Origin of the sequence: Bacillus sp. AFS040349 (assembly GCF_002577655.1) — a bacterium.
In the GTDB taxonomy this organism is placed as follows: Bacteria; Bacillota; Bacilli; order Bacillales; family Bacillaceae; genus Metabacillus.
Genome location: NZ_NUMC01000023.1, coordinates 1 through 26,129 on the forward strand (window position 1 = coordinate 1; position 26,129 = coordinate 26,129).

The window sequence follows — 26,129 nt, forward strand, 5'->3', positions numbered from 1 at the left end:
TAGACTTTTGGGTCAGCCCCATTTTTTTATTGAACGTTCTTGTTTAGACCTTGCTCTAACATTGTTAACATTTCTTTTTTATCTTCATTATTAGCATTTTGCCAAATCACTTCGAAAAGAACACCTAAGCCTGGTAGCATTTTTTCTTCACCGCTTTGTATAGCATCAACAATCGTGTCTTGTAATTGATCTTGCGAATTTCCTGAAACATTTGAGATAACTGCATGGCGTAGATTTAAATTCAATGTAGCACACTCCTTCTTTTTAGCTTTAATTATTTCTAGCTTCGTTCCTTGATGAGTAAAACTTATGTAAAGTATCAAGGCTTCTCCGCATTTAATTTTAGAATTTGTTAATTAGGTTAGAATTATGTATGATTGGAAAGAGAAAATGGAATTGTTATAAAAGGAGTATGAAAGTGGATCGAATAGAATCAGTCAAAAATCCAAGAGTAAAGCAATGGAAAAAATTACATACAAAAAAAGAACGTGAGGCAACCGGTACATTTCTGATTGAAGGGCTACATCTAGTTGAAGAGGCTTTAAAAACCAAAGAAATGATTAGGTTATTAATTGTTTCGGAAGATATGTCGCTTCCACCTCATTTAAATGTCGATAATTTAAACATAACACTTGTTAAAAAGGATGTTATGAAAGCAATAAGTGATACAGAAGCACCACAAGGACTAGCTGCTATATGTGAATTCCAACGAGAGCACTCTCCACAATCATGGAATAAAATTTTATTAATAGACAGTGTTCAAGATCCAGGAAACTTAGGTACAATCATACGTACTGCTGACGCGGCAGGAGTTGATGGGATAATATTAGGTGAAGGAACTGTTGATCATTATAATTCAAAGGTTATCCGTTCAAGTCAAGGTTCACTCTTTCATCTTCCAATTGCAAAAGGTAATTTAGAAGAATGGATCGATGTTTACACGGAAAAGGAAATTCCTACTTATGGTACTTCGTTGCAAAATGGGCAAAGTTATAAAGAAGTTGCTCCGGCAGAGAAATTCTGTCTGATAGTTGGTAATGAAGGTAGTGGAGTAAACGATAAATTATTACAAAAAACATCTAAAAATCTGTATATACCTATATATGGAGGGGCAGAATCGTTGAACGTGGCCATTGCAACAGGAATATTACTTTATCATTTACGTGGCTAGGCAGGTTGCGGGAACAAAAGAGTTTGATTATAATAAGATAGAAATTACATAAGCTTAAAAAACGATGACAGAGACTAGTACTTTACAGTTCGTCTACCCAGGGAGAAAATGCCTCGACTGAAAGCATTTTTTAGATTGAAGTAAATGAATTCACCTCTCGAGTTGACACTAGGACCGTATGGAATCGGTTTTGGAAGTAATGGTTTATCCGACCTCTCACCTCCAACATCCGATCTCTAGCACGTAAAGGTGTTCCGGTTTTTACCGTTATGGAAATGAAGTGAGTTGTACTAAGTATTTTTTTAGTATGACTAACAAGGGTGGTAACGCGAATTCAACTCGTCCCTTTTATGGGGCGAGTTTTTTATTTTGCAAAAAAAGCTACTAATACGCTTTTTAAATAAAGGAGGAAACAACATGCAGGAGCAATTAAAACAGCTTCAACAAGAAGCGCTTGAAAAAGTAGAACAAGCGCAGGATTTAAAAGCTTTAAATGATATTCGTGTCGCTTATTTAGGGAAAAAAGGTCCAATTACAGAAGTGTTACGAGGAATGGGTAAGCTTTCAGCTGAAGAACGTCCGGTAATGGGTGCGTTAGCAAATGAAGTAAGAGAAGCAATTGCTACGTCTATTTCTAGTAAGCAGGAGCATTTAGAACAGCTCGCTGTTGAGCAAAAGCTAGCAACAGAGACGATTGATGTGACGTTACCAGGTCGTCCTGTAAGAGTCGGAAATCATCACCCAATCACTGCTGTTATTGAAGAGATTGAAGATCTTTTCCTTGGAATGGGCTATCAAATTGCCGAGGGTCCAGAGGTTGAAACTGATTATTATAACTTCGAAGCTTTAAACCTGCCAAAAGGTCATCCAGCTCGTGATATGCAGGATTCTTTCTATATAACAGAAGAACTTCTTTTACGTACACATACCTCACCGGTTCAAGCAAGAACAATGCAAAAGCATGAGGGCAAGGGACCAGTTAAAATTATTTGTCCAGGTAAAGTGTTTCGACGTGATAACGATGATGCTACACACTCTCATCAATTTACACAAATTGAAGGACTTGTTATTGATGAAAACATTAGTATGAGTGATTTAAAAGGTACACTTGAAGTGTTTGCGAAGAAAATGTTTGGTGAAGAGCGTGAAATACGTCTGCGCCCTAGCTTTTTCCCATTTACAGAGCCATCTGTTGAAGTAGATGTATCTTGTTTCTTATGTGGAGGAAAAGGCTGTAACGTTTGTAAGAAAACAGGATGGATTGAAATGCTAGGAGCTGGAATGGTACATCCGAATGTATTAAAGATGGCTGGCTTTGATCCTGAAAAATATACTGGCTTTGCATTCGGGATCGGTGGAGAACGTATCGCCATGTTAAAGTACGGTATCGATGATATCCGTCATTTCTATACAGATGATGTACGATTCTTAAAACAATTTAAACGAGCGTAAATAGGAGGCTTAAAACATGTATGTTTCATATAAATGGTTAGCAGATTATGTTGATTTATCGGGCATTACACCAGATGAATTAGCAGAAAAAATCACACGCAGTGGTATTGAGGTTGAAGGTGTAGAGGTTTTAAATGAAGGCATGAAGGGTGTTGTTGTTGGTCATGTCGTAGAAAAAGAACAACATCCTGATGCGGATAAACTAAATAAATGTCAAGTGGATTTAGGAAACGGTGAAGTTGTCCAAATCATTTGTGGAGCTAAAAATGTTGATAAAGGACAAAAGGTTGCAGTTGCAACAGTAGGTGCTGTTTTACCTGGTAACTTTAAAATCAAAAAAGCCAAGCTTCGTGGAGAAGCGTCAAACGGAATGATTTGTTCATTACAAGAGCTAGGGATCGAAAGCAAGCTCGTAGCGAAGGAATATTCTGAAGGGATTTTTGTTTTCCCTAATGATGCAGAAGTTGGAAAAGATGCTTTAGAACAATTAAACCTTGATGATGCTGTACTTGAGTTAGGATTAACACCAAATCGTGCTGATGCCCTTAGCATGTTAGGGGTAGCACACGAAGTTGCAGCGATATTAAATCGTGAAGTGAAGTATCCGGAAATTTCTTATGAAAGCTCATCAGAGACAGCTTCAAATTATGTTCAAGTCAATGTAGAAGCAACTGACGATAATCCTTTATATATCGCAAAAGTAATGAAAAATGTCACGATTGCTCCTTCTCCGTTATGGATGCAATCACGTTTAATGGCAGCTGGAATTCGCCCTCATAATAATGTAGTTGATATTACAAACTTCGTACTATTAGAATACGGCCAGCCTCTTCATGCTTTTGACTATGACCGTTTAGGATCTAAGGAAATCTTGGTTCGTCGTGCAAAAGACGGAGAGAAAATTGTTACACTTGATGATCAAGAACGAACACTAACTTCAGAACATTTAGTGATCACAAATGGTACAGAGCCTGTTGCATTAGCTGGAGTAATGGGTGGAGCGAATTCAGAAGTACAATCTGATACAAAAACAATTCTTTTAGAGTCTGCTTTGTTTAATGGCCAACGTATTCGCACAGCTTCAAAAGATCATGGATTAAGAAGTGAAGCAAGTGCACGATATGAAAAAGGAGTTGACCCTAATCGTGTTCCTGCAGCTGCGGAGCGTGCGGCACAATTAATTTCTTTATATGCTGGTGGAGAAGTGCTAGAAGGAGCAGTAGAGGTTAGATCTACAACTTTTGAACCTGCTGTTGTAAAAACAACAGTTGAAAAAGTAAACAGAGTGCTTGGTATGAACATTTCAGCGGAAGAAATGAAGAGTATTTTTGAACGACTTCAATTTGGGGTGGAACTAGATAACTCTACAATCATTGTAACTGTACCTACTCGTCGTGGTGATCTAACAATTGAAGAAGATCTAGTAGAAGAAGTAGCAAGACTTTATGGTTATGATAATATCCCAACAACATTAACTGTTGGTCAAGCGATTCCAGGTAAATTAACTGATTACCAGGAAAAACGTCGCAAAGTTCGCCGTTATCTAGAGGGTACAGGATTATATCAAGCCATTACTTATTCACTAACTAGTGAAGAAAAGGCACCTAAATATGCTCTTGAAGCATCTGAACTAACTAAGCTTGCTCTACCAATGAGTGAGGAAAGAAGCGTATTACGTCTAAGTCTTCTTCCACATCTTTTAGATGCGTTACGATACAATTTGGCTCGACAAATTGATCAAGTGGCACTATATGAAATTGGATCAGTATTCCTTTCACAAGGAAAAGATGTTCAGCCGCTTGAAAAAGAACGTTTATCAGGAGCTGTTACTGGCCTATGGCACTCACACTCATGGCAGGGTGAGAAAAAGCCTGTTGATTTTTATGTTGTAAAAGGAATAATTGATGGTCTTGTTGATTTATTAGGCTTATCAGATGTGATTGAATATAAACAATCTAAACGAGAAGGCATGCATCCAGGACGTACTGCCGAAATATTCCTTGGAGAAAAGCTTGTTGGTTTCGTCGGTCAAGTGCATCCAACTGTTCAAAAGGAACTAGATCTTACAGAAACATATGTGTTTGAACTTTCATTAGTTGATCTTTTAACAGCAGATGTAGAAGAAACTCGTTTTGAAGTCATTCCTCGCTATCCTTCTATCACTAGAGACATTGCACTTGTTGTAAACAAAGATGTTATTGTTGGTGATATTGAAAAGGTAATTAAAGAAGCTGGAGGAAAAATGCTGAGAGATGTGGCTGTTTTTGACCTTTATGAAGGCGATCGTCTTGAAGAAGGGAAAAAATCAGTGGCATTCTCATTACGTTACTTCGATCCTGAACGTACGTTAACAGATGAAGACGTATCAAAGGCGCACGAAAAAGTATTAAAAGCTGTAGAAGAGAAAACTGGAGCAACATTAAGAGGGTAAAATAAAAACGAATCACCGATTTGGTGATTCGTTTTTTGTGCTTCACTTGAATAGGCTTAGTGATTGGGTAGGTTTTTGTTGAAAATTGTCTAAAAGAAGATAAATTCTGAGAATCGAAGATAAACGGCCCGTAATCGAAGATAAATTCTGAGAATCGAGGATAAACGGTCCGTAATCGAAGATAAATTCTCAGAATCGAAGATAAACGGCCCGTAATCGAAGATAAATTCTGAGAATCGAGGATAAACGGTCCGGAATCGAAGACAAATCTTCAGGAATCGCCGATAAATTACCCGAAATCACAAATAAACCCGCTTATTCGTTTCTGAGAACCTTATTGTTCATCACCTTCTAGCTAGCTTTGCTGCTTTCTCGGTATTTGCAAAATGTTTTTTTGTAATAGTAGCTAAAAATTCTGGACCTTTCTTTTGAATGATTTTTGCAGCGGCAACGTCAACCTGTGCACCTGCACCTTTTGGGATGATAACACCCGCTTTTTCAGATAGCTTTTCGAATTCTTTAATAAAGGAGTATCTCGCAATAATAGATGCAGCTGCAACCGCTAGGTGAACACCTTCCGCCTTTGTTGAAAAATAGATATTTTCTATATACACTTTTTTCCCTTGAAGATACTTAAAATACACAGCTGGCTCTGCAAACTGATCAATTAAAAGTCCGTCTGGTTTTTCAGGATCAATCTTACTTAGTAGCTTGTTTATTGCTTGATTATGTAATAAAGCCTTCATTTTGCCCTGTGACATTCCTTGCTGTTGAAGCTCGTTATATTTTTCGTTATGAAGGATTAGCAAGCTATAAGGTATCGTTTTTATGAGGTCCCTTGCAATCTCACAGATTTGAGGATCTTTTAAGTTTTTAGAATCTTTAACACCGAGCTCCTGTAATAACTGCATTTGCTCTTTTCTAACGTATGCTGCTACTACCGTCATTGGTCCAAAAAAGTCTCCAGTTCCAACTTCATCTGAACCGATAATAGAGAGACTCGAAATATTGGAAGGTGGCTGAAAACCAGTTGGCGTTTTGCTTGCTGACGGACCTTTTTTAGCTGAAGGTGTAACCGTCCCCCATTTGGCTGCTTCCACTTCTGCTGAAGCTCCTTGAAAAAGAACCTTACCCGATTTGTACGCAGTTATTGTACATCCATTGGTTTTTGCTGAAAAAACAGCACCTTGGGGAGTTTTCTCTGTTCTATTGTTTTCATAATGTTTTTCCATTTGAGTGATCGTTGTCGAATTTACTTTAATGACTGAGTTGGCCATATGAAACATCCTTTCGTTTATATACTCTTTTAGAAAAGTAATGGCTAGCGATATTCTTCCCATATGATAAAGCTTCGTGTTATGATAAGAATTAGGATTTGCAGGAAATGGAGGATTTATCGTTGTCAAATCGCCCTAAGTCTAAAACAACAGTAGATATATATGGTCAACAATTTTCAATTATTGGGACTGAAAGCACAAGCCATATTCGAGCTGTTGCTGCAATGGTTGATGATAAAATGCGAGAGATTAATAGTAAAAACCCTTCTCTTGATATTAATAAATTAGCTGTTTTAACAGCAGTCAATGTTGTTCATGATTATTTAAAATTAAAAGAAGATTATGAAAAACTGGAGAAACAACTAATAGAAAAGGATTGAAGCTAAGAAATGCTAGATTTCGTATTATTTATTATTCTACTATTCGGGATACTAGTCGGCTTAAAACGCGGTTTTATCCTTCAATTTGTTCATTTGACAGGATTTATTATCGCATACATAGTAGCATACCAGTATTTTGATGATCTTGCACCCAAATTGAAACTGTGGGTACCATATCCCGCTACAAGTGATGGGCCAGCTATTCTCTCATTGTTAAATGGAGAGGATCTTGAAGGTGCCTATTATCGCGCTGTAGCATTTGTTATTTTATTTATAGGAACGAAAATTGTGATGCAAATTATCGGGACAATGCTTGATTTTGTTGCTCTGTTGCCGATATTAAAGCAATTAAATAGGTGGGCTGGTTCTATACTAGGTTTTTTGGAATCATACCTTGTTTTATTTATCTTACTTTTTATTGCTGCCTTAATTCCTATGGAACAGATACAAACGGCTTTAGATCAATCAGTATTAGCCAACTTAATCGTGAATCATACTCCTTACTTCTCAGATAAAGTTAATGAGCTTTGGATTCAATATATGTCCTAAAGAGACTGACTCAAAAGGGTAATCCCTCCATCACTCAGCAATTATGAGACCAGAGGATCTTGCCCTTGGTTTGAGTCAGTCTCTTTTGATATGTTATGAAATGGGTAAAAATTGTACTTTTTCTTTAATTATTTGTATCATTTTTAGAGAAGTGTTAGATATAGAGGTGAAAAAAATGGATATTCATAAAAAAGATGTTATTCGACTATTAGAAAATATAGCAGTATTAATGGAATTAAAAGGAGAAAATCCTTTTAAAATATCAGCATTTAGAAAAGCAGCAAATGCTTTAGAATCGGACGATCGAAGCTTGGCTCTTATTGATGACTTTACAAAGATAGCAGGAATTGGAAAAGGCACTTCAGCCGTGATTAAAGAATTCGTTGAGACAAAAAGATCAGAGGTTTTGGAGCAATTGCAAAAAGAGGTACCAGAAGGGTTGCTACCATTATTAAAGCTTCCGGGATTAGGTGGCAAAAAAATTGCCAAGCTATATAAAGAACTTAATATAGATAGTGTTGAGTCTTTAAAACGGGCTTGTGAAGAAAATAAAATCCAAGGATTAGCTGGCTTTGGGAAAAAGTCAGAAGAAAAAATAGTAGCGGCTATTGAGGAAATGGGCAATCGTCCTGAACGGTTACCATTGTCTTTCATGTTGCCAATAGCTGATGAAATTGAAGCGTATCTTGAAGAGTGTGAAGGAATTGAAAGTTACTCACGAGCAGGAAGTCTGCGTCGTATGAGAGAAACAATTAAAGATTTGGACTTTATTATTTCTACAAATGAACCTAGTAAGGTAAGAGATCAGCTCTTAGCTTTACCGAGATTGTCAGACACTATCGCGAGTGGAGATACGAAAGTTTCAGTTCAATTGCAATATGAATATGAAGTGAGTGTTGATTTTCGTTTAGTTAAGCCTGCAGAATTTGCTACAACCCTTCATCATTTTACGGGCTCAAAGGATCATAATGTAAGAATGAGGCAGCTTGCAAAAGAGCGTGGCGAAAAAATAAGTGAATATGGTGTAGAAAATATAGAAACAAATGAAATCAAAACGTTTCAAACTGAGGAAGAGTTTTATCAGTATTTTAACCTCCCACATTTTTCACCTGAAATTCGAGAAGATGGAACAGAGGTAGATTCGTTTGGTCATCGAACTCAGCTTATCTCATTAGAAGATATAAAGGGAGATCTTCATATGCACTCAACTTGGAGTGATGGTGCATTTACGATTAGGGAAATGGTAGAGGCTTGTCGTAAGAAGGGCTACAAATATATTGCTATTACTGATCATTCTCAATATTTAAAAGTAGCAAATGGTTTAACACCTGAAAGATTAAGAGCACAAAGAAAGGAAATTGATGCTCTGAATGAAGAATATGACGATATAACAATCCTTGCTGGAGTAGAAATGGATATACTTCCTGATGCTACATTAGATTATGATGATGAGCTATTAAAGGAAATGGACATTGTTATCGCTTCTATCCACTCTAGTTTTTCACAATCACAGGATGTTATTATGAAAAGATTAAAAACAGCTCTTGAAAATCATCACGTTGATATTATTGCACATCCAACCGGAAGAATTATTGGTAAACGTAAGGGATATGATGTGGATATTGATCTACTAATACAGCTTGCAAAAGAAACTGATACCGCGCTTGAATTAAACGCAAATCCTCATCGTTTGGACTTAAACTCAGAGTATGTAAGGAAAGCTCAAGAAGCTGGAGTGAAAATTGTGATTAATACTGATGCGCATAATATGGAAATGCTAGAAGATATGACAATAGGTATATCAACAGCTAAAAAAGGCTGGATTGAGAGTGAAAATGTTATTAACACTTGGGATCTTGACAGACTCAAATCATTTTTAAATAGACATTATAGTGAGTAACACTTTATACATTGTTTTTGTAAAAAGTCATGCCTACTAAAATAGTGGCATGTTTGTTCTAATTAGGAGGTAAACCACATTGCAGCAAAAAGTTTTACATGTGTTAGAGTTTGAAAAAGTAAAAGAACAACTAATAAAACATGCTTCCTCTTCTCTTGGAAAAGAGAAGGCAAAGGCACTTATTCCTTCAAGTGATTACCTGGATGTTGTCACCCTCCAAGAGCAAACAGATGAGGCTGCAAAGGTGCTCAGGCTGAAGGGAAACATACCATTAGGTGGACTTGTTGATGTAAGGTCAACAGTGAAAAGAGCGAAAATTGGCGGTATGTTAAGCTCGGTGGAATTAATAGAGGTTGCAGGAACTTTATATGCAGGACGTCAGATGAAGCGTTTTGTTGAAAAAATGGTAGAGGAAGAAATCGAATTAACACATTTGCCACAACTTGCAGAGCAGATTATTATTCTTCATGACTTAGAGAGAAATATTAATCAATGTATTGATGATAATGGTTATGTACTTGATAGTGCTAGTGTCACTTTAAAAGGAATCCGTCAACAATTAAGAACAAATGAAGCAAGAGTTAGAGATAAATTAGAATCAATGATCCGCTCGTCTTCTGCTTCTAAAATGTTATCAGATGCCATTATTACGATAAGAAATGACCGTTTTGTTTTACCAGTTAAGCAGGAATATCGAGCTTCGTATGGTGGGATTGTTCATGATCAATCCAGCTCTGGTGCGACGTTATTTATCGAGCCTCAAGCTATCGTAGAATTGAATAATGTTCTGCAGCAGGCTAAGGTAAAAGAAAAAGTAGAAATCGATCGAATTTTAACGCTTTTATCACAGGAAGTTGCTGAGCAGGGTGATGACATTTTACAAAATGTCAATTGCTTAGCAGACATGGATTTTATGTTTACAAAGGCTAAATATGCAAAGCAAATCAAAGGAACAAAGCCAGAAGTGAATCAAGATGGTGTTATTCGAATGTTAAAGGCTCGACATCCACTTTTACCTTTAGACGAAGTTGTTGCTAATGATATTGAATTAGGAACTGATTTCACAACAATCGTGATTACAGGACCAAATACAGGTGGTAAAACTGTTGCTTTGAAAACACTTGGATTATGTACACTTATGGCACAGGCTGGGTTACAAATTCCAGCACTAGATGGTTCAGAAGTGACTGTATTTAAAGCAGTATATGCTGATATTGGTGATGAGCAATCAATTGAGCAAAGTTTAAGTACGTTCTCCTCGCATATGGTGAATATTGTTGATATTCTTCAAAAAGCAGATGACCAAAGTCTTGTGTTGTTTGATGAGCTTGGAGCTGGAACGGATCCGCAAGAAGGGGCAGCGTTAGCGATTTCTATACTTGATGAAGTGTATAACAGAGGAGCAAGAGTTGTTGCAACAACTCATTATCCGGAATTGAAAGCATATGGCTACAATCGTCCAGGCGTGATTAATGCGAGTGTTGAGTTTGATATCACAACCTTAAGTCCGACGTATAAGCTTTTAATTGGTGTACCCGGTCGTAGTAACGCTTTTGAAATTTCTAAGCGATTAGGTTTACAAGAACAAATCATTAATATGGCAAGAGCACAAATGAGTGACGAAAGTAATGAAGTTGATACAATGATTGCTTCATTAGAAACAAGCAAAAAAACTGCTGAACATGAACGTGTTGAAGCCGAGAGATTTCGTCAAGAAGCTGAAAAGCTTCATAAAGAGCTTCAAAAACAAATCATTGAATTTAATGAGCAACGTGACGCCTTATATGAAAAAGCAGAACGTAGTGCCGCAGAAAAACTAGAAGAGGCAAACAAAGAAGCTGAACAAATTATTAGAGATTTAAGAAAGATGCGCAAAGAACAGCATGCTCAAGTTAAGGAGCATGAATTGATTGATGCAAAAAAACGACTGGAAGAAGCTCAGCCCCATTTTGTGAAAAGCAAAAAGGTAGAGAAAAAGCAGCCTGTTAAACAAGAGTTCTTGCCTGGTGATGAAGTAAAAGTGATTAGCTTTGACCAAAAGGGCCATCTTGTTGAAAAAGTGAGTGATAATGAATGGCAAGTGCAAATGGGAATTATGAAAATGAAGGTTAAAGAAGCAGATCTTCAATACATCAAACGTCCTAAGCAGGAAGTACAAGCAAAGCCACTAGCTGCTGTAAAAGGGAAAGATTATCACGTCTCGCTTGAATTGGATTTACGTGGAGAACGGTATGAAAATGCCTTATTGAGAGTAGAAAAGTACCTGGATGACGCGGTTTTAGCGGGGTATCCAAGAGTTTCCATTATCCACGGAAAAGGAACAGGCGCGCTGAGAACAGGTGTTAAGGAGCTATTAAAGAATCACCGCAGCGTGAAAAATACACGATTTGGAGAAGCCGGAGAAGGCGGTACAGGAGTTACTATTGTAGAACTCAAATAGTGGGGAGAAGATAATATGAATACATTTTGGGAAAATGAGCTTGTTCAAATTGCTGCCTACTATAGTGTTGTTGTTTTATGTATCATTGTATTTTTGACCATATTTGAACTCGTTACGAAATATAAAAACTGGGAAGAAATTCAAAATGGTAATTTTGCCGTTGCAATGGCTACTGGTGGGAAAATTTTTGGGATTGCCAATATCTTTCGATTTTCTATTAATCAACATGATAGCTTATTGGAAATGATGGGTTCGGGTTTATTTGGCTTCATATTGTTACTTTTAGGTTATTTTATTTATGAATTTATGACGCCAAAATTTAAAATAGATGAAGAGATACAAAAGGATAATCGTGCAGTAGGATTTATTTCGTTAGTCATATCTGTAGGTTTATCATTTGTTATAGGGGCGGCAATATAAGGAGTGTATACTATTGGAGACGTTGGCAAAGGTAATGTTCGGTTTATGCGGTCTATTTATTTTAATTGGGGTTATTTATTTAGTTTTCTTTTAAATGATATTTATAAAAAGTCTGGCTATATGTCAGGCTTTTTTATTTGTTTAATTTAGTCATCATATAGTGAGTATGCCTTTTATAAATATTTTATATTTCTGAAAATAAAAAAATCTGCTATACTTTTTTTAAGTGGAAGCGCAAGTGAATATTTTCAAAAAGATTAGATTTCCTCATTGCTTATATATCCCTCAGGAGGAGGAGAGTAAAATGGAAAGTCAAAAACCTTGGTTATCATTATATCCTACCGAAATTCCTCATCAAATTAATACTGATCAAAAACCACTGCATTATTATTTAGAGCAATCTGCACTAGAATTTCCTAATAAAATCGCTATTCATTTTTTAGGAAAGGAGTTAACCTATTCAGACCTATATGATCAATCTTTAAAGCTGGCGAATTATTTCCAATCCTTGGGGTTAGAAAAGGGAGATCGTGTGTCAATAATGCTTCCAAATTGTCCACAAGCAGTGATCTCTTATTATGCTGTATTACTAGCTGGCGGTATAGTTGTCCAGACGAATCCTTTATATATGGAAAGAGAATTAGAATACCAACTAAAAGACAGCGAGTCCACTTTTATCGTAACGCTTGATTTATTATATCCAAGAGTTTCTAAAATGAAAGCGTTAACAAAATTGCGGCATATTATCGTCACAGGCATTAAAGATTATTTGCCATTTCCGAAAAATTTATTGTATCCTTTTGTCCAAAAGAAGCAAAATCAAATCGTTGTAAAAGTAGAACATGAGGGCAGCACGCATTTGTTTAAAAAAATTATGGAATTATCAAAGCCTTCTGTTGAAGTACCAGCATATATTCCTTCAGAAGACGTGGCCCTCCTGCAATATACTGGAGGTACGACAGGTTTTCCTAAGGGTGTTATGCTTTCACATGAAAATGTTGTTTCAAACACAAAGATGTGTGCAGCATGGATGTACAAATGCAAAAGAGGGGAAGAATCTGTATTAGGAATTATTCCTTTCTTTCATGTTTATGGGATGACAACTGTTATGAACTTATCTGTGATGCAAAGCTTTAAAATGATTCTTTTACCAAAGTTTGATGCCACAGATACATTAAAAACAATTGAAAAATTAAAGCCAACTTTATTTCCAGGTGCTCCAACAATCTATATTGCACTTTTGAATCATCCTGATATTCATAAGTATAATCTTTCCTCAATCGAATGCTGCATAAGTGGATCCGCTCCGCTTCCTGTGGAAATACAAGAAAAATTTGAACAAATAACAGGTGGGAAATTAGTAGAAGGCTATGGCTTATCGGAAGCATCTCCCGTTACTCATTCAAATTTTATTTGGGGGAAAAGAAAGAAAGGCAGTATTGGTGTTCCATGGCCAAACACAGACGCAGTTGTTCTTTCTTATGAAAATGGGGGGATCGCTGAGCCGAATGAACTTGGAGAGATTGCGATTAGAGGTCCTCAAGTTATGCAAGGATATTGGAATAAAAAGGAAGAAACAGAAGCGACGATTAAAGATGGTTGGCTGCTAACAGGTGATATTGGCTACATGGATGAAGAAGGTTACTTTTATATTGTAGATCGTAAGAAGGATATGATTATTGCTGGTGGGTTTAATATTTACCCACGTGAGATTGAAGAAATTCTATACGAGCATGAAAAAGTCAAAGAGGTAGTGGTTGCGGGAATTCCTGATCCCTATCGTGGAGAGACAGTAAAAGCTTATATAGTTTTAAAGGATCATCAACATGCAACAGCCGAGGAATTTAATGAATATGCGCGTAAACATTTAGCGGCATATAAGGTACCACATATTTATGAATTTAGAGACGATCTTCCTAAAACAGCTGTCGGAAAAATATTAAGACGTGCATTAGTTGAAGAGGAAAAAGAAAAAATGAAAAACGCAAACTAATAGTGAAATAAAGAGAGAGGGTTTTAGGGTTTTATACTTAAGACCCTCTCGATTACATATTGGTAAATGAAAATAAAAAGTTGCTAATTGAGGGCTTGACATAAAGCTAAGGAAAACTTAAGATTGAATTATGAATGATGATTCATTCATTAAGAAAAAGGAGTCGAACATTACATTGAGACAGAAGAAACCAAAGTTTATTCAGATCATTGATGCAGCTGTTATTGTAATTGCAGAAAATGGTTATCATCAAGCACAAGTATCCAAGATTGCTAAGCAAGCTGGAGTTGCTGATGGAACTATATACTTATATTTTAAAAATAAAGAAGACATCCTTGTTTCTCTTTTTCAAGAGAAGATGGGCGTTTTTATAGAAAAAATTGAAGAAGAAATAAAAGATAAAACAAATGCAGCAGACAAGTTGTATTCTCTGATAGAAAAACACTTTACACTACTTTCAGAAGATCATCAACTTGCCATTGTGACACAACTTGAGTTAAGACAGTCTAACAAGGACTTACGACTGCGAATAAACGAGGTATTAAAGGGTTACCTCAATGTTGTTGACAAAATTATTCAAGAAGGAAAGGAAAGTGGAGAATTTAGACAAGACTTAGATGTAAGATTAGCAAGACAAATGATTTTTGGAACCATTGATGAAACAGTAACAACATGGGTCATGAATGAACAAAAATACAGTTTAGTTAATCAAACAAAGAAAGTTCACGATTTATTTGTTTACGGTTTTGTGACACCTAAATCTTCGTGAAATTTGTTCCCTTCTCTAAATAAGGGAGGGGACATGATAAATAAGGCATTTTCCTACTATAAAGAAAATACATTTAAGTAGATTTTAGTAAATAGGAGGAAATTAGATGAAGCTGTTAAGGCTAAGCAAAGAAAACAATGTTGCTGTTGTGACGATTAATCATGAACCAGCAAATGCACTTTCATCAAATGTTTTGAAAGAGCTTTCAATTTTACTTGATTCAATTGAACAAGATGACCAGGTCCGAGCGGTCGTACTTCATGGTGAAGGGAGATTTTTCTCTGCTGGAGCAGATATTAAGGAGTTTGTTACTGTTTCATCAGATGGAGAGTTTTCAAAATTAGCAGAAGAGGGACAGAAAATATTTGAAAGAATTGAAAACTTCCCTAAGCCGATTATTGCAGCCATACATGGTGCTGCATTAGGGGGCGGTTTAGAACTTGCAATGTCTTGTCATCTACGAATTGTAACGGAAGATGCTAAGCTTGGATTACCGGAATTACAACTAGGAATTATTCCAGGTTTTGGTGGTACTCAAAGGCTACCAAGATATATCGGTAGGGGCCGTGCATTAGAAATGATGGTAACAAGTGAACCAATTCTAGGGAAGGAAGCAGTAGAACTAGGTCTTGCAAATCATGCCTACCCGCAAGAGAGTATGTTTGAAGAAGCAAAGAAATTAGCTGGCAAGTTTGCTCAAAAAAGTCCAGGCTCAGTTAAAGCAGTCTTATCACTTTTAAATGCTTCTAAATTCTCCACCTATGAGGAAGGAATGAAACAGGAAGCTAAGCTTTTTGGGGAACTTTTTAATAGCGCTGATGCAAAAGAGGGGATTACAGCTTTTATTGAAAAGAGAAAGCCGAATTTTACGGGAAAATAAAGTATCTATTAAAATACTTAACTTAACATGGGGGAATGGAAAATGAATATCTTCGTAATTATGAAAAGAACGTTTGATACTGAGGAAAAGATTGCTGTGCAAAATGGAAAAATCAATGAGGATGGAGCAGAGTTTATTATAAATCCTTATGATGAATATGCAATCGAAGAAGGTATTCAATTACGTGATGCAAATGGGGGAGAAGTAACGGTAGTCACAATTGGTGGAGAGGATTCAGAGAAAGAATTAAGAACAGCTTTGGCTATGGGGTGTGATAAAGCTGTTTTAATTAATACTGAAGATGATTTAGAAAATGGTGATCAATATTCAACCTCAAGAATTTTAGCTGAATATCTTAAAGACCAAGAAGTAGATATTATCCTTGGTGGAAATGTAGCTATTGACGGTGGATCTGGTCAGGTTGGTCCAAGACTAGCTGAGTTATTAGATATTGCGTATGTAACAACCATTACTAAGCTTGAAATTGATGGAGACAAAGCAACGATTGTTCGAGATGTAGAGGGAGACTCTGAGGTTATTGAAGCATCTCTTCCACTTCTTGTAACAGCTCAACAGGGGTTAAATGAACCTCGTTATCCATCATTACCAGGAATTATGAAAGCAAAGAAAAAGCCATTAGATGAGCTTGAATTAGATGATCTTGATTTAGACGAAGACGATGTTGAAGCTAAAACAAAAACAATTGAAATCTATTTACCACCGAAAAAAGAGGCTGGAAAAGTATTAGAAGGTGAAATAGGGGATCAAGTAAAAGAATTAGTTTCATTACTTAGAAATGAAGCGAAAGTTGTTTAATTGATAGAGAAGGTTCTGTGAAGTATGGGAGAGAAATTTTAAATAGTTGAACAGGGGGAAATGATAATGGCAAGAAAAGTACTTGTATTAGGTGAGGTTCGTGATCAATCACTACGTAATGTATCTTTTGAGGCGATTGCTGCAGGAAAAACAATTGCAGAGGGTGGAGAGGTAGTTGCTGTTTTATTAGGAGATAATGTTTCAGCATTATCAACCGAATTAATTCATTTTGGTGCTGATCGTGTTGTGGCGGTTGAAAATGAAAAATTACAAACATATACACCAGATGGTTACTCTCAAGCTTTATTGTCGGTTATTTCAGAAGAAAATCCTGAAGGCATTGTTTTTGGTCATACGGCACTTGGTAAAGACCTATCACCTAAAATTGCAGCAAGATTAGGCTCGGGGTTAATTTCAGATGCTACAGCTATTGAGGTAACAGGTGGAAATGTGGTATTTACTCGTCCAATTTATTCAGGAAAAGCATTTGAGAAGAAAATAGTAACTGACGGAGTTATCTTTGCCACTATTCGTCCAAACAATATCGCTCCACTAGAGAAAGATGATACAAGAAGCGGAGACACAAATACCCTATCTGTAGATATTAAAGATTTAAGAACAATTGTAAAGGAAGTTGTTCGTAAAGCTTCAGAGGGTGTTGATTTATCAGAAGCAAAAGTTGTTATTGCTGGTGGTCGTGGAGTTAAGAGTGAAGATGGTTTTGAACCCTTAAAAGAATTAGCAAATGTTTTAGGAGGAGCAGTAGGGGCTTCGCGTGGAGCATGTGATGCTGAATATTGTGATTACTCTCTTCAAATCGGTCAAACTGGAAAAGTGGTAACTCCTGATTTATATATTGCATGCGGAATTTCAGGTGCGATTCAACATCTAGCAGGTATGTCAAACTCTAAGGTCATAGTGGCAATTAACAAAGACCCTGAAGCTAACATCTTTAAAGTAGCAGACTATGGAATCGTAGGAGATTTATTTGAAGTTGTTCCACTATTAACAGAAGAATTTAGAAAATTAAAGGTTCACGCATAATTTTAGTTTAAACAAAAGCACGTTTCCAAAGCGTGCTTTTTAATTTAAGGTGTTTTGCCAAAGTGTTATATTTATTGATATCATGTTTTAGCTTAATAGTGGAATGTAGCGAAAGACACTTGACTCCTGCGGGAGGTAGAGGAAAGGCTGAGACCCCGCAGGCAAAGCCGAGGAGGCTCAGCTTCCTCCCCGCGGAAAGCGAGTGTCTGTAGCGCAATGAAACGAACTAATTTCACACGGGTTGAGAAATAAAAAAGAAAGAATTAAATGTATTTGCTTCAATACAACTTAATCTATACAAAATATGTCGTTTATTGAAAAAACATGTTATTCTTTCTCAACATAGGGAAAAGTAATACTGAAGCAAATCATTAGCTTACTTAGCACTGTAATGCTATACTTTAAACATATTTACCCTTACAATTTAGGAGGAATTACGAATGGCAATTACAAATGTAACAGATCAAACATTTTCAAACGAAACAAACGAAGGTGTCGTATTAGTAGATTTTTGGGCACCATGGTGCGGACCTTGTAAAATGATTGCTCCAGTTCTTGAAGAGCTTGATTCAGATATGGGAGATAAAGTGAAAATTGTTAAAGTTGATGTTGATGAGAACCAAGAAACAGCTGGCAAATTCGGCGTTATGAGTATCCCAACTTTACTTGTACTAAAAGACGGTGAAGTTGTTGATAAAGCTGTAGGATATCAGCCAAAAGAAGCGCTTGCTGAAGTATTAAACAAGCACGTATAAGAAATTACCTTGATTTTTATCATGCTGTTTATAAAAAGGATTGACCTTGTGTCAATCCTTTTTACAATGAATGCAAGATAGGAAAGAATTTCATAGAATACGACAAATTAACAAAGGACGAAAGAAAGTGTACATGATAAAATGGTCTATAGCTATTATGAAATAGGCAGTAATTCGCCTTTTTAATTCAGAATTAAAGTGGGGAATTACTGCCTATCTTATTGTCAATTACTATTATAAAAAAGGAGTGTCTGCTATGAAAGAACATATTAAGGAAAAGCTTGCACTTCTTCCTGATCAACCGGGTTGTTATATCATGAAGGATCGACAGGGAACTGTCATTTATGTAGGGAAAGCAAAAGTACTGAAAAATCGCGTTCGCTCTTACTTTACAGGTTCACATGATGGAAAAACATTACGTTTAGTTAATGAAATTGTTGACTTTGAATATATTATTACCTCTTCTAATCTAGAAGCATTAATATTGGAATTAAATCTGATTAAAAAATATGATCCCAAGTATAATGTAATGTTAAAGGATGATAAAACATATCCTTTTATTAAAATTACAAATGAACGGCACCCTAGACTCCTTGTAACAAGACAAGTTAAAAAGGATAAAGGAAAGTACTTTGGGCCATATCCGAACGTTCAATCTGCGCGTGAAACGATAAAATTACTAGATCGTTTATACCCGCTAAGAAAATGCTCGACATTGCCTGATCGTGTTTGTCTTTATTACCATATGGGTCAATGCTTAGCACCGTGCGTTAAAGATGTGTCTGAAGAAACAAATCGACAAATGGTAGAGGAAATTACGAAGTTCCTAAATGGTGGATACAAAAATATTAAGAATGAATTATCGGAAAAAATGAGTAAGGCTTCAGAAGAGCTTGAATTTGAGCGGGCAAAAGAGCTTAGAGATCAAATTCTTCATATAGAAGCAACGATGGAAAAACAAAAGATGACGTTAAATGATTTTGTTGATCGTGATGTGTTTGGGTATGCATACGATAAGGGTTGGATGTGTGTACAAGTCTTTTTTATCCGACAAGGAAAATTAATTGAACGTGATGTGTCAATGTTTCCAATCTATGATAGTCCTGAACAGGAGTTTCTTACGTTTTTGGGTCAATTTTATTCTAAAACAAGTCACTTTATCCCAAAGGAAATCCTGCTTCCGGATAGTATCGAATTTGAATTAGTTGAAAAGTTGTTAGACGTAACAACACTTCAGCCTAAGCGTGGTAAAAAGAAGGACCTTATATTATTAGCTCACAAAAATGCAAAGATTGCTCTTCAAGAGAAATTTTCTTTAATTGAAAGAGATGAAGAAAGAACAATTAAGGCTGTTGAAAATTTAGGTGATAAATTAGGGATCCATACTCCCCATCGAATTGAAGCATTTGATAATTCAAACATACAAGGAACTGACCCTGTATCAGCAATGGTTGTGTTTGAGGATGGAAAGCCGGCAAAAAAATATTATCGTAAGTATAAAATAAAAAGTGTAAAAGGTCCTGATGATTATGAGTCTATGAGGGAAGTTGTCAGAAGACGCTATACAAGAGTTTTAAAAGAACAATTAGCATTACCTGACCTTATTATTATTGATGGTGGAAAAGGGCATTTGGCAGCTGCTCAAGATGTGCTAGAGAATGAGTTAGGGTTATCTATTCCTGTAGCCGGATTGGTGAAAGATGATAAACACCGAACTTCTGAGCTCATAATAGGTTCACCACCTGAATTTATAAAGCTAGAAAGAAACAGCCAGGAATTTTACCTGCTTCAAAGAATTCAGGATGAAGTCCACCGTTTTGCGATCACCTTTCATCGTCAACTTAGAGGAAAGAATGCCTTTCAATCTATTTTGGATGATATTCCAGGTGTTGGAGAACAAAGAAAAAAGATGCTCTTAAAACATTTTGGATCTGTTAAAAAAATGAAGGAAGCAAGTCTCGAAGATTTTAAAGAAGCTGGTATGCCGGAAAATATAGCAAAGCAAATAACGGATTATTTAAAAGAGGAAAATGGAAACTGATAGTCCATTATGTTTCCTTAACAAATAATCTCTTGCGCTTTTCTATAATGTTTGATAAGATTTTATTAATTTGATATTGATCGTTAGTTTGTAAATGATGGTAGAGGTGCGGTCATTAATAGTAACTAGTTTGAGGAAAGTGGATTCCAATGACAACTAGTGAAAGGAATGATTGCCGAAGTGATAAAAGCTCCATTACTTTTATCGCTGGTTTTACATTTAAGAGATGTAAAATTGTCAAGAAACACTATGTTCTTGGAGAGCTATCTCATTGTATAAGCGAATATAATTTTCGTTTAGTTAGCAATGGGATTTTATGTGCCCATTGCTTTTTTGTTGTTCTGCAATGTGATTTCTTATCTACTAACAAATGATCGATCATTGAAAAACAAATATGGAAGGTGAGATATCATTGGGTATTATTGTTCAAAAATTCGGCGGAACGTCAGTGGGTTCAGTAGAAAGAATTCAAAATGTTGCGAATCGTGTTATACAAGAAAAAGATGCAGGTAACGATGTGGTTGTTGTTGTTTCTGCAATGGGAAAATCGACTGATCAGCTTGTTGATTTAGCAGGGCAACTCACTTCTAAGCCGAGCAAGCGTGAAATGGATATGCTTCTTACAACTGGTGAGCAAATAACCATTTCCCTTCTATCAATGGCCCTAATAGAAAAAGGGTATGATGCCATTTCATTTACTGGCTGGCAGGCAGGGATTGAAACGGAGTCAACACATGGAAATGCAAGAATTACGAATATATATCCTCAAAAAATTAATAAAGAGCTAGAGAAGGGAAAAGTTGTCGTTGTTGCCGGATTCCAAGGGGTAGCGGTAGAAGGTCAGATTACTACATTAGGTAGAGGTGGATCTGATACGACAGCAGTAGCCTTAGCTGCAGCACTGAAAGCAGACAAGTGTGACATTTACACTGACGTTACTGGAGTCTTTACAACAGACCCTCGATTTGTAAAGGAAGCAAGAAAACTAGAATCGATATCATACGATGAAATGTTAGAATTAGCAAATTTAGGAGCTGGTGTTTTGCATCCAAGAGCAGTAGAGTTTGCGAAAAATTATAACATCCCATTAGAGGTTCGTTCTAGTATGGAAAATGAGCGGGGCACAATTATTGAGGAGGAAGCGGAAATGGAACAAAACTTAATTGTTAGAGGAATTGCATTTGAAGATCAAGTAACAAGAGTATCAGTGTTAGGGTTGCCTAATGAATTAACAACATTATCAACTATTTTTTCAACATTAGCGAAAAATGGGCTAAATGTGGACATTATTATTCAGAATACAACAACTGATAACAAAACTTCTATTTCTTTTTCAGTTAAAACAAATGATCTTGAAGATACTATTCGTGTATTGGAGCAGTATAAAGAAGAGTTAGGTTATGAACGCGTTGAATCTGAATCCGGATTGGCAAAAGTCTCTATTGTAGGTTCAGGAATGGTTTCAAACCCTGGTGTAGCTGCAGAGATGTTTGATGTATTAGCAAAACAAGGTATAGAAGTGAAGATGGTTAGTACATCTGAAATTAAAGTTTCAACGGTTATTTCTCAAGCGCATATGGTATCTGCTGTTGATACGTTGCACAATGCGTTTGAGCTCTCAAAACCTGCTGCAACCGTGTAATTCAGAATAAAGAGGGGAGATTGCCCCTCTTATTCTATTATTAATCATCTTTGGCTTCTTTTACCTAACGGTGCATCATCAAGAATGTCTTTGCTATCCCACTTTACAGTAAACACAACTTTGTTTGCGCGCTTCTTTAGTTGCTCATATGTCTCAGTTATATGCTTGTTCATCATCTGAAGTTGTTCAGCTATAAATCCTGCTTCTAACTGAAACGTATATTCATTACTTTTAGAAAAACGAATGGAAATTAGTTCTCCACTCAGCTCAAATTCCATTTCATTTTTTTTATTATGTAGCAAAGTAAGCTGTCCCCATCCTGCTGCTTGAAAAAAATCAGAGAGTTCTTCAATAGAGGATACAGGATATTTTCGTGCTAACCCTTTACCTGCCCAATAGAGCATTTGCTGGTAGTCTTGGCCGAGAATATCAGGGATTAAAACTTCCCTGAGTAGTTCCAGTCCGAATGCAGGCATTTGGATATTTTCTAATTTGTCCTTATCAAGTCTTGCGGATTGTTTGTTCACGGTATTCCCCTCTTTCTATTTCATATTATATATCAACATCCAAGGTGAAAAACATGAAATATTAAGGAAAATTATGAACGACGTAAGTTAGAACTAGTAATGAGTCTGAAATTTCCAGAATAGGATGCTAAAGTAGGTTGTTTTAAAATAAGGTATACTGATAAAATAAAATTACATGTAATTAGTATTTGTCGAAAAATTATAATTTATGAACACGTTTTCTTGACGCTCTTTCTTTAAGGGAGTAAAATGTACTTGTTGCATTTACCTACTTTTAAACTAGCATGAAAGATTACTAGACTGCTAGTTTATATTCGTAAATTTTACTGACTGTAATGTAGACCACTATTACATTTGGTAAACTTTATTAGGAAACAAATTAGTTTTAAAAAAGTGAGCACATTATTGATACTAGGGGGTAAGTTTTATGGCTGGAAACCGAGAGTTTATTAATCGTAGACTGCACTCATTACTTGGAGTAATTCCGGTAGGGATCTTTTTGATTCAGCATCTAATCGTCAACCATTTTGCCACAAGAGGTGCAGAAGCATTTAACAATGCAGCACACTTTATGGAAATGTTGCCATTTAGGTATGTGCTTGAGATTGTAATTATTTTCCTTCCACTTTTATACCATGCGATTTACGGAGTTTATATTGCATTTACAGCAAAAAACAATGTAAGTAACTATGGTTATCTTCGAAATTGGTTATTCATGCTACAGCGTGTAACAGGAATTATTACCTTTATTTTTATCGCTTGGCATGTATGGGAAACGAGAATTGCTGCTGCGCTTGGAGCAGAAGTAAACTATGACATGATGGCTTCTATCTTAAGTAGTCCTTTTATGCTTGTATTCTACTTAATTGGTGTTATTTCAACCGTGTTCCATTTTGCTAATGGTTTATGGTCATTTGGAGTTAGTTGGGGAATCACAGTTACTCCTCGCTCACAAGTAATCTCTACTTATGTCACGCTCGGTATCTTCTTAGCGTTATCATACGTGGGTGTTCGAGCAATCTTTGCATTCGTCTAATCCAGCAATAGCTATTAAAGGGAGTGGGCTTAATGAGTAAAAGTAAAATTATCGTTGTCGGAGGCGGTTTAGCTGGTTTAATGGCTACTATAAAAGCTTCTGAAGCCGGCGTTCAAGTAGATTTATTTTCATTAGTACCTGTTAAAAGATCGCACTCAGTGTGTGCACAGGGTGGGATTAACGGGGCTGTAAATACAAAAGGTGAAGGTGATTCACCTTGGGAGCATTTTGATGACACTGTTTATGGTGGGGATTTCTTAGCAAATCAACCACCTGTTAAAGCAATGGCTGAAGCAGCACCTGGAATTATACACTTATTAGACCGAATGGGTGTAATGTTCAACCGTACTCCAGAAGGATTACTAGATTTCAGACGTTTTGGTGGTACACAACACCACCGTACAGCTTTTGCTGGAGCAACGACTGGTCAACAGTTACTATATGCTTTAGATGAGCAAGTAAGACGTCATGAGGTAGCGGGTCTTGTAACAAAATATGAAGGATGGGAATTCTTAGGTGCGGTTATTGATGATGATCGAGTTTGTCGTGGGGTTACTGCACAAAACTTAACATCTATGCAAATTGAATCGTTCCGGGCAGATGCTGTGATTATGGCAACTGGTGGCCCAGGAATTATTTTCGGGAAATCAACTAACTCGGTTATCAATACTGGATCTGCAGCATCGATTGTTTATCAGCAAGGTGTTCATTATGCAAATGGAGAATTTATTCAAATTCACCCGACCGCAATTCCAGGAGATGATAAACTTCGCCTAATGAGTGAATCTGCTCGTGGGGAAGGTGGACGAGTTTGGACATATAAAGATGGGAAACCTTGGTACTTCCTTGAAGAAAAGTATCCAGCTTATGGAAACCTTGTACCTCGTGATATTGCAACACGTGAAATCTTTGATGTTTGCGTAGAGCAAAAGCTTGGAATCAATGGTGAAAACATGGTTTACCTTGATTTATCACACAAAGATCCAAAAGAACTTGATATTAAACTAGGTGGTATTATTGAAATCTATGAAAAATTCATGGGTGATGATCCACGTAAAGTTCCAATGAAAATCTTCCCTGCAGTTCATTATTCAATGGGTGGATTATGGGTTGATTATGACCAAATGACGAATATCCCAGGTTTATTTGCAGCAGGTGAGTGTGATTACTCTATGCACGGTGCAAACCGTCTTGGTGCAAACTCATTACTTTCTGCAATCTATGGTGGTATGGTAGCGGGTCCTAATGCTGTTAAGTACATTAATGGACTTGAGAAGAGTGCTGAAGATCTTTCTTCTAGTGTGTTTGAGAGTCATGTAAAACAGGAAGAAGATAAATGGAATAATATCATGAGCTTAGATGGTACTGAAAATGCTTATGTTCTTCATAAGGAATTAGGAGAATGGATGACAGATAACGTTACCGTTGTAAGACATAATGATAAGCTTCTAAAAACAGATGAGAAGATTCAGGAACTTATTGAACGTTTTGATAACATCAATATTAATGATACTGCTAAATGGAGTAACCAAGGTGCTGCGTTTACACGTCAGTTAAAGAATATGCTTCAGTTATCACGTGTTGTAACATTAGGTGCTTACAACCGTAATGAAAGTCGTGGAGCACATTATAAACCTGAATTCCCAGATCGAAATGACGAGGAATTCTTAAAAACAACGATGGCAACATATGCAGGTGACCGTACTGCCCCTAAATTCCACTATGAAGATGTGGATGTATCATTAATTAAACCACGTAAACGTGATTATTCTAAAAGTAAAAAGGGGGATAACTAATGAGTGAAAATAGAGTAGTTCAGTTTATTATTACCCGACAAGAATCACCAGAAGCAGCCCCTTATCAGGAAAAGTTCGAAATACCTTATCGCCCGAATATGAATGTTATATCGGCGTTAATGGAAATTCGACGTAATCCAGTAAATGTTGAGGGGAAACAAACAACGCCAATTAACTGGGATATGAACTGTTTAGAAGAAGTATGTGGTGCGTGTTCAATGGTGATCAATGGAAAGCCTCGACAATCTTGTACAGCTCTAGTTGATCAGCTTGAACAACCGATCAGACTTGAACCAATGCGTACGTTCCCTGTTGTTCGCGATTTACAAGTTGATCGTAAACGTATGTTCGACTCACTTAAAAAAGTTAAGGCTTGGATTCCGATTGATGGAACTTACGATTTAGGTCCTGGACCACGTATGCCAGAGAAAAAGCGTCAATGGGCTTATGAGCTATCAAAATGTATGACTTGTGGAGTATGTTTAGAAGCTTGCCCTAACGTGAATAGTAAATCAAACTTCATTGGTCCTGCTCCACTATCACAAGTTCGTCTATTCAATGCTCATCCTACTGGTGAAATGAATAAGTCTGAGCGTCTTGAAGCAATTATGGGAGACGGTGGATTAGCAAACTGTGGTAACTCACAAAACTGTGTGCAATCTTGTCCAAAAGGTATTCCTTTAACAACATCGATTGCAGCATTAAATCGTGATACAGCATTTCAATCATTCCGTAATTTCTTTGGTAGTGACCAAGGATAACTGTAAAAAGGGACTGACTTCCGTGTCAGTTCCTTTTTTATTTAAAGAC

General features: G+C 36.6%; 22 protein-coding genes, 1 riboswitch and 1 other annotated feature. Of the genes, 19 read left to right on the plus strand and 3 right to left on the minus strand.

Annotated features, from left to right (window positions below; translation table 11 throughout):
* Positions 1 to 26 precede the first annotated feature (26 nt).
* Positions 27 to 245 (minus strand): small acid-soluble spore protein SspI, encoded by a 219-nt coding sequence (gene sspI, locus COD11_RS06050; protein WP_098795864.1) that lies wholly within the window; start codon positions 243 to 245, stop codon positions 27 to 29.
* 173 nt (positions 246 to 418) lie between these two features.
* Here sspI and COD11_RS06055 point away from each other — a divergent pair, with 173 nt between their 5' ends.
* From COD11_RS06055 to pheT, 3 genes are all read left to right on the plus strand, one after another.
* Entirely contained in the window at positions 419 to 1,171 is a 753-nt protein-coding gene (locus tag COD11_RS06055; RefSeq protein WP_098795865.1) for a TrmH family RNA methyltransferase, read from the plus strand.
* A 55-nt stretch (positions 1,172 to 1,226) separates the two neighbouring features.
* Positions 1,227 to 1,521, plus strand: a binding site (T-box leader).
* A 67-nt stretch (positions 1,522 to 1,588) separates the two neighbouring features.
* Positions 1,589 to 2,623 (plus strand): phenylalanine--tRNA ligase subunit alpha, encoded by a 1,035-nt coding sequence (gene pheS / locus COD11_RS06060; protein WP_098795866.1) that lies wholly within the window; start codon positions 1,589 to 1,591, stop codon positions 2,621 to 2,623.
* Between the two features lie 16 nt (positions 2,624 to 2,639).
* A complete protein-coding gene (gene pheT, locus COD11_RS06065; protein WP_098795867.1) occupies positions 2,640 to 5,054 on the plus strand; it encodes a phenylalanine--tRNA ligase subunit beta in 2,415 nt (804 codons plus the stop codon).
* A 344-nt stretch (positions 5,055 to 5,398) separates the two neighbouring features.
* On the opposite strand, the gene rnhC is transcribed toward pheT, so the two are convergent.
* Positions 5,399 to 6,331, minus strand: a complete 933-nt coding sequence (gene rnhC / locus COD11_RS06070) for a ribonuclease HIII (protein WP_098795868.1) — start codon at positions 6,329 to 6,331, stop codon at positions 5,399 to 5,401.
* Between the two features lie 107 nt (positions 6,332 to 6,438).
* Between rnhC and zapA the strand changes: the two genes are divergently transcribed.
* The 13 genes from zapA to COD11_RS06135 all read left to right on the plus strand — a co-directional run bounded on the left by zapA (position 6,439) and on the right by COD11_RS06135 (position 21,960).
* The gene (gene zapA / locus COD11_RS06075; protein WP_379051133.1) at positions 6,439 to 6,711 is read left to right on the plus strand and encodes a cell division protein ZapA; all 273 of its coding nucleotides are present in this window, start codon (positions 6,439 to 6,441) and stop codon (positions 6,709 to 6,711) included.
* A gap of 9 nt (positions 6,712 to 6,720) precedes the next feature.
* Positions 6,721 to 7,260: a CvpA family protein gene (locus COD11_RS06080; RefSeq protein ID WP_098795870.1), complete on the plus strand. Its 540-nt coding sequence runs from the start codon at positions 6,721 to 6,723 to the stop codon at positions 7,258 to 7,260.
* Between the two features lie 175 nt (positions 7,261 to 7,435).
* Positions 7,436 to 9,160, plus strand: a complete 1,725-nt coding sequence (gene polX / locus COD11_RS06085; protein WP_098795871.1) for a DNA polymerase/3'-5' exonuclease PolX — start codon at positions 7,436 to 7,438, stop codon at positions 9,158 to 9,160.
* A 79-nt stretch (positions 9,161 to 9,239) separates the two neighbouring features.
* A complete protein-coding gene (locus COD11_RS06090; RefSeq protein ID WP_098795872.1) occupies positions 9,240 to 11,600 on the plus strand; it encodes an endonuclease MutS2 in 2,361 nt (786 codons plus the stop codon).
* A gap of 15 nt (positions 11,601 to 11,615) precedes the next feature.
* Positions 11,616 to 12,020: a DUF350 domain-containing protein gene (locus COD11_RS06095; protein WP_098795873.1), complete on the plus strand. Its 405-nt coding sequence runs from the start codon at positions 11,616 to 11,618 to the stop codon at positions 12,018 to 12,020.
* A 304-nt stretch (positions 12,021 to 12,324) separates the two neighbouring features.
* A complete protein-coding gene (locus COD11_RS06100; RefSeq protein WP_098795874.1) occupies positions 12,325 to 14,013 on the plus strand; it encodes an AMP-binding protein in 1,689 nt (562 codons plus the stop codon).
* Positions 14,014 to 14,188: 175 nt separating this feature from the next.
* The gene (locus COD11_RS06105; RefSeq protein ID WP_098795875.1) at positions 14,189 to 14,782 is read left to right on the plus strand and encodes a fatty acid metabolism transcriptional regulator FadR; all 594 of its coding nucleotides are present in this window, start codon (positions 14,189 to 14,191) and stop codon (positions 14,780 to 14,782) included.
* A gap of 106 nt (positions 14,783 to 14,888) precedes the next feature.
* Complete coding sequence (locus COD11_RS06110; RefSeq protein WP_098795876.1) at positions 14,889 to 15,662, plus strand: enoyl-CoA hydratase; 774 nt, start codon at positions 14,889 to 14,891, stop codon at positions 15,660 to 15,662.
* Between the two features lie 42 nt (positions 15,663 to 15,704).
* Entirely contained in the window at positions 15,705 to 16,478 is a 774-nt protein-coding gene (locus tag COD11_RS06115; RefSeq protein WP_098795877.1) for an electron transfer flavoprotein subunit beta/FixA family protein, read from the plus strand.
* A gap of 66 nt (positions 16,479 to 16,544) precedes the next feature.
* A complete protein-coding gene (locus COD11_RS06120) occupies positions 16,545 to 17,522 on the plus strand; it encodes an electron transfer flavoprotein subunit alpha/FixB family protein (protein WP_098795878.1) in 978 nt (325 codons plus the stop codon).
* A 440-nt stretch (positions 17,523 to 17,962) separates the two neighbouring features.
* Complete coding sequence (trxA, locus tag COD11_RS06125) at positions 17,963 to 18,277, plus strand: thioredoxin (protein ID WP_098795879.1); 315 nt, start codon at positions 17,963 to 17,965, stop codon at positions 18,275 to 18,277.
* A 256-nt stretch (positions 18,278 to 18,533) separates the two neighbouring features.
* Positions 18,534 to 20,318, plus strand: a complete 1,785-nt coding sequence (uvrC, locus tag COD11_RS06130; protein ID WP_098795880.1) for an excinuclease ABC subunit UvrC — start codon at positions 18,534 to 18,536, stop codon at positions 20,316 to 20,318.
* Between the two features lie 93 nt (positions 20,319 to 20,411).
* Positions 20,412 to 20,592: riboswitch (Lysine riboswitch) on the plus strand.
* A gap of 138 nt (positions 20,593 to 20,730) precedes the next feature.
* Positions 20,731 to 21,960, plus strand: coding sequence for an aspartate kinase (locus tag COD11_RS06135; protein ID WP_098795881.1), 1,230 nt, complete (start codon positions 20,731 to 20,733; stop codon positions 21,958 to 21,960).
* A gap of 44 nt (positions 21,961 to 22,004) precedes the next feature.
* Here COD11_RS06135 and COD11_RS06140 read toward each other — a convergent pair whose 3' ends face one another.
* Entirely contained in the window at positions 22,005 to 22,436 is a 432-nt protein-coding gene (locus tag COD11_RS06140; protein ID WP_098795934.1) for a YslB family protein, read from the minus strand.
* A gap of 478 nt (positions 22,437 to 22,914) precedes the next feature.
* Between COD11_RS06140 and COD11_RS06145 the strand changes: the two genes are divergently transcribed.
* From COD11_RS06145 to sdhB, 3 genes are read left to right on the plus strand one after another with little or no spacing between them, the layout of a single operon-like run.
* Positions 22,915 to 23,523, plus strand: coding sequence for a succinate dehydrogenase cytochrome b558 subunit (locus tag COD11_RS06145; protein ID WP_098795882.1), 609 nt, complete (start codon positions 22,915 to 22,917; stop codon positions 23,521 to 23,523).
* 32 nt (positions 23,524 to 23,555) lie between these two features.
* On the plus strand, positions 23,556 to 25,319 hold the full coding sequence (gene sdhA / locus COD11_RS06150) for a succinate dehydrogenase flavoprotein subunit (RefSeq protein ID WP_098795883.1): 1,764 nt from the start codon (positions 23,556 to 23,558) through the stop codon (positions 25,317 to 25,319).
* On the plus strand, positions 25,319 to 26,080 hold the full coding sequence (sdhB, locus tag COD11_RS06155; RefSeq protein ID WP_098795884.1) for a succinate dehydrogenase iron-sulfur subunit: 762 nt from the start codon (positions 25,319 to 25,321) through the stop codon (positions 26,078 to 26,080). The genes sdhA and sdhB overlap by 1 nt, the downstream gene beginning before the upstream one ends.
* Positions 26,081 to 26,129: the final 49 nt, after the last annotated feature.

What these genes read in the sequence shown, in the direction of transcription:
- pheS (WP_098795866.1), top strand. Translation starts at nt 1,589, where the DNA reads ATGCAGGAGCAATTAAAACAGCTTCAACAAGAAGCGCTTGAAAAAGTA.
- pheT (WP_098795867.1), top strand. Translation starts at nt 2,640, where the DNA reads ATGTATGTTTCATATAAATGGTTAGCAGATTATGTTGATTTATCGGGC.
- rnhC (WP_098795868.1), bottom strand. Translation starts at nt 6,331, where the DNA reads ATGGCCAACTCAGTCATTAAAGTAAATTCGACAACGATCACTCAAATG.
- zapA (WP_379051133.1), top strand. Translation starts at nt 6,439, where the DNA reads ATGGAGGATTTATCGTTGTCAAATCGCCCTAAGTCTAAAACAACAGTA.
- COD11_RS06080 (WP_098795870.1), top strand. Translation starts at nt 6,721, where the DNA reads ATGCTAGATTTCGTATTATTTATTATTCTACTATTCGGGATACTAGTC.
- polX (WP_098795871.1), top strand. Translation starts at nt 7,436, where the DNA reads ATGGATATTCATAAAAAAGATGTTATTCGACTATTAGAAAATATAGCA.
- COD11_RS06095 (WP_098795873.1), top strand. Translation starts at nt 11,616, where the DNA reads ATGAATACATTTTGGGAAAATGAGCTTGTTCAAATTGCTGCCTACTAT.
- COD11_RS06100 (WP_098795874.1), top strand. Translation starts at nt 12,325, where the DNA reads ATGGAAAGTCAAAAACCTTGGTTATCATTATATCCTACCGAAATTCCT.
- COD11_RS06110 (WP_098795876.1), top strand. Translation starts at nt 14,889, where the DNA reads ATGAAGCTGTTAAGGCTAAGCAAAGAAAACAATGTTGCTGTTGTGACG.
- COD11_RS06115 (WP_098795877.1), top strand. Translation starts at nt 15,705, where the DNA reads ATGAATATCTTCGTAATTATGAAAAGAACGTTTGATACTGAGGAAAAG.
- COD11_RS06120 (WP_098795878.1), top strand. Translation starts at nt 16,545, where the DNA reads ATGGCAAGAAAAGTACTTGTATTAGGTGAGGTTCGTGATCAATCACTA.
- trxA (WP_098795879.1), top strand. Translation starts at nt 17,963, where the DNA reads ATGGCAATTACAAATGTAACAGATCAAACATTTTCAAACGAAACAAAC.
- uvrC (WP_098795880.1), top strand. Translation starts at nt 18,534, where the DNA reads ATGAAAGAACATATTAAGGAAAAGCTTGCACTTCTTCCTGATCAACCG.
- COD11_RS06140 (WP_098795934.1), bottom strand. Translation starts at nt 22,436, where the DNA reads ATGCCTGCATTCGGACTGGAACTACTCAGGGAAGTTTTAATCCCTGAT.
- COD11_RS06145 (WP_098795882.1), top strand. Translation starts at nt 22,915, where the DNA reads ATGGCTGGAAACCGAGAGTTTATTAATCGTAGACTGCACTCATTACTT.
- sdhA (WP_098795883.1), top strand. Translation starts at nt 23,556, where the DNA reads ATGAGTAAAAGTAAAATTATCGTTGTCGGAGGCGGTTTAGCTGGTTTA.
- sdhB (WP_098795884.1), top strand. Translation starts at nt 25,319, where the DNA reads ATGAGTGAAAATAGAGTAGTTCAGTTTATTATTACCCGACAAGAATCA.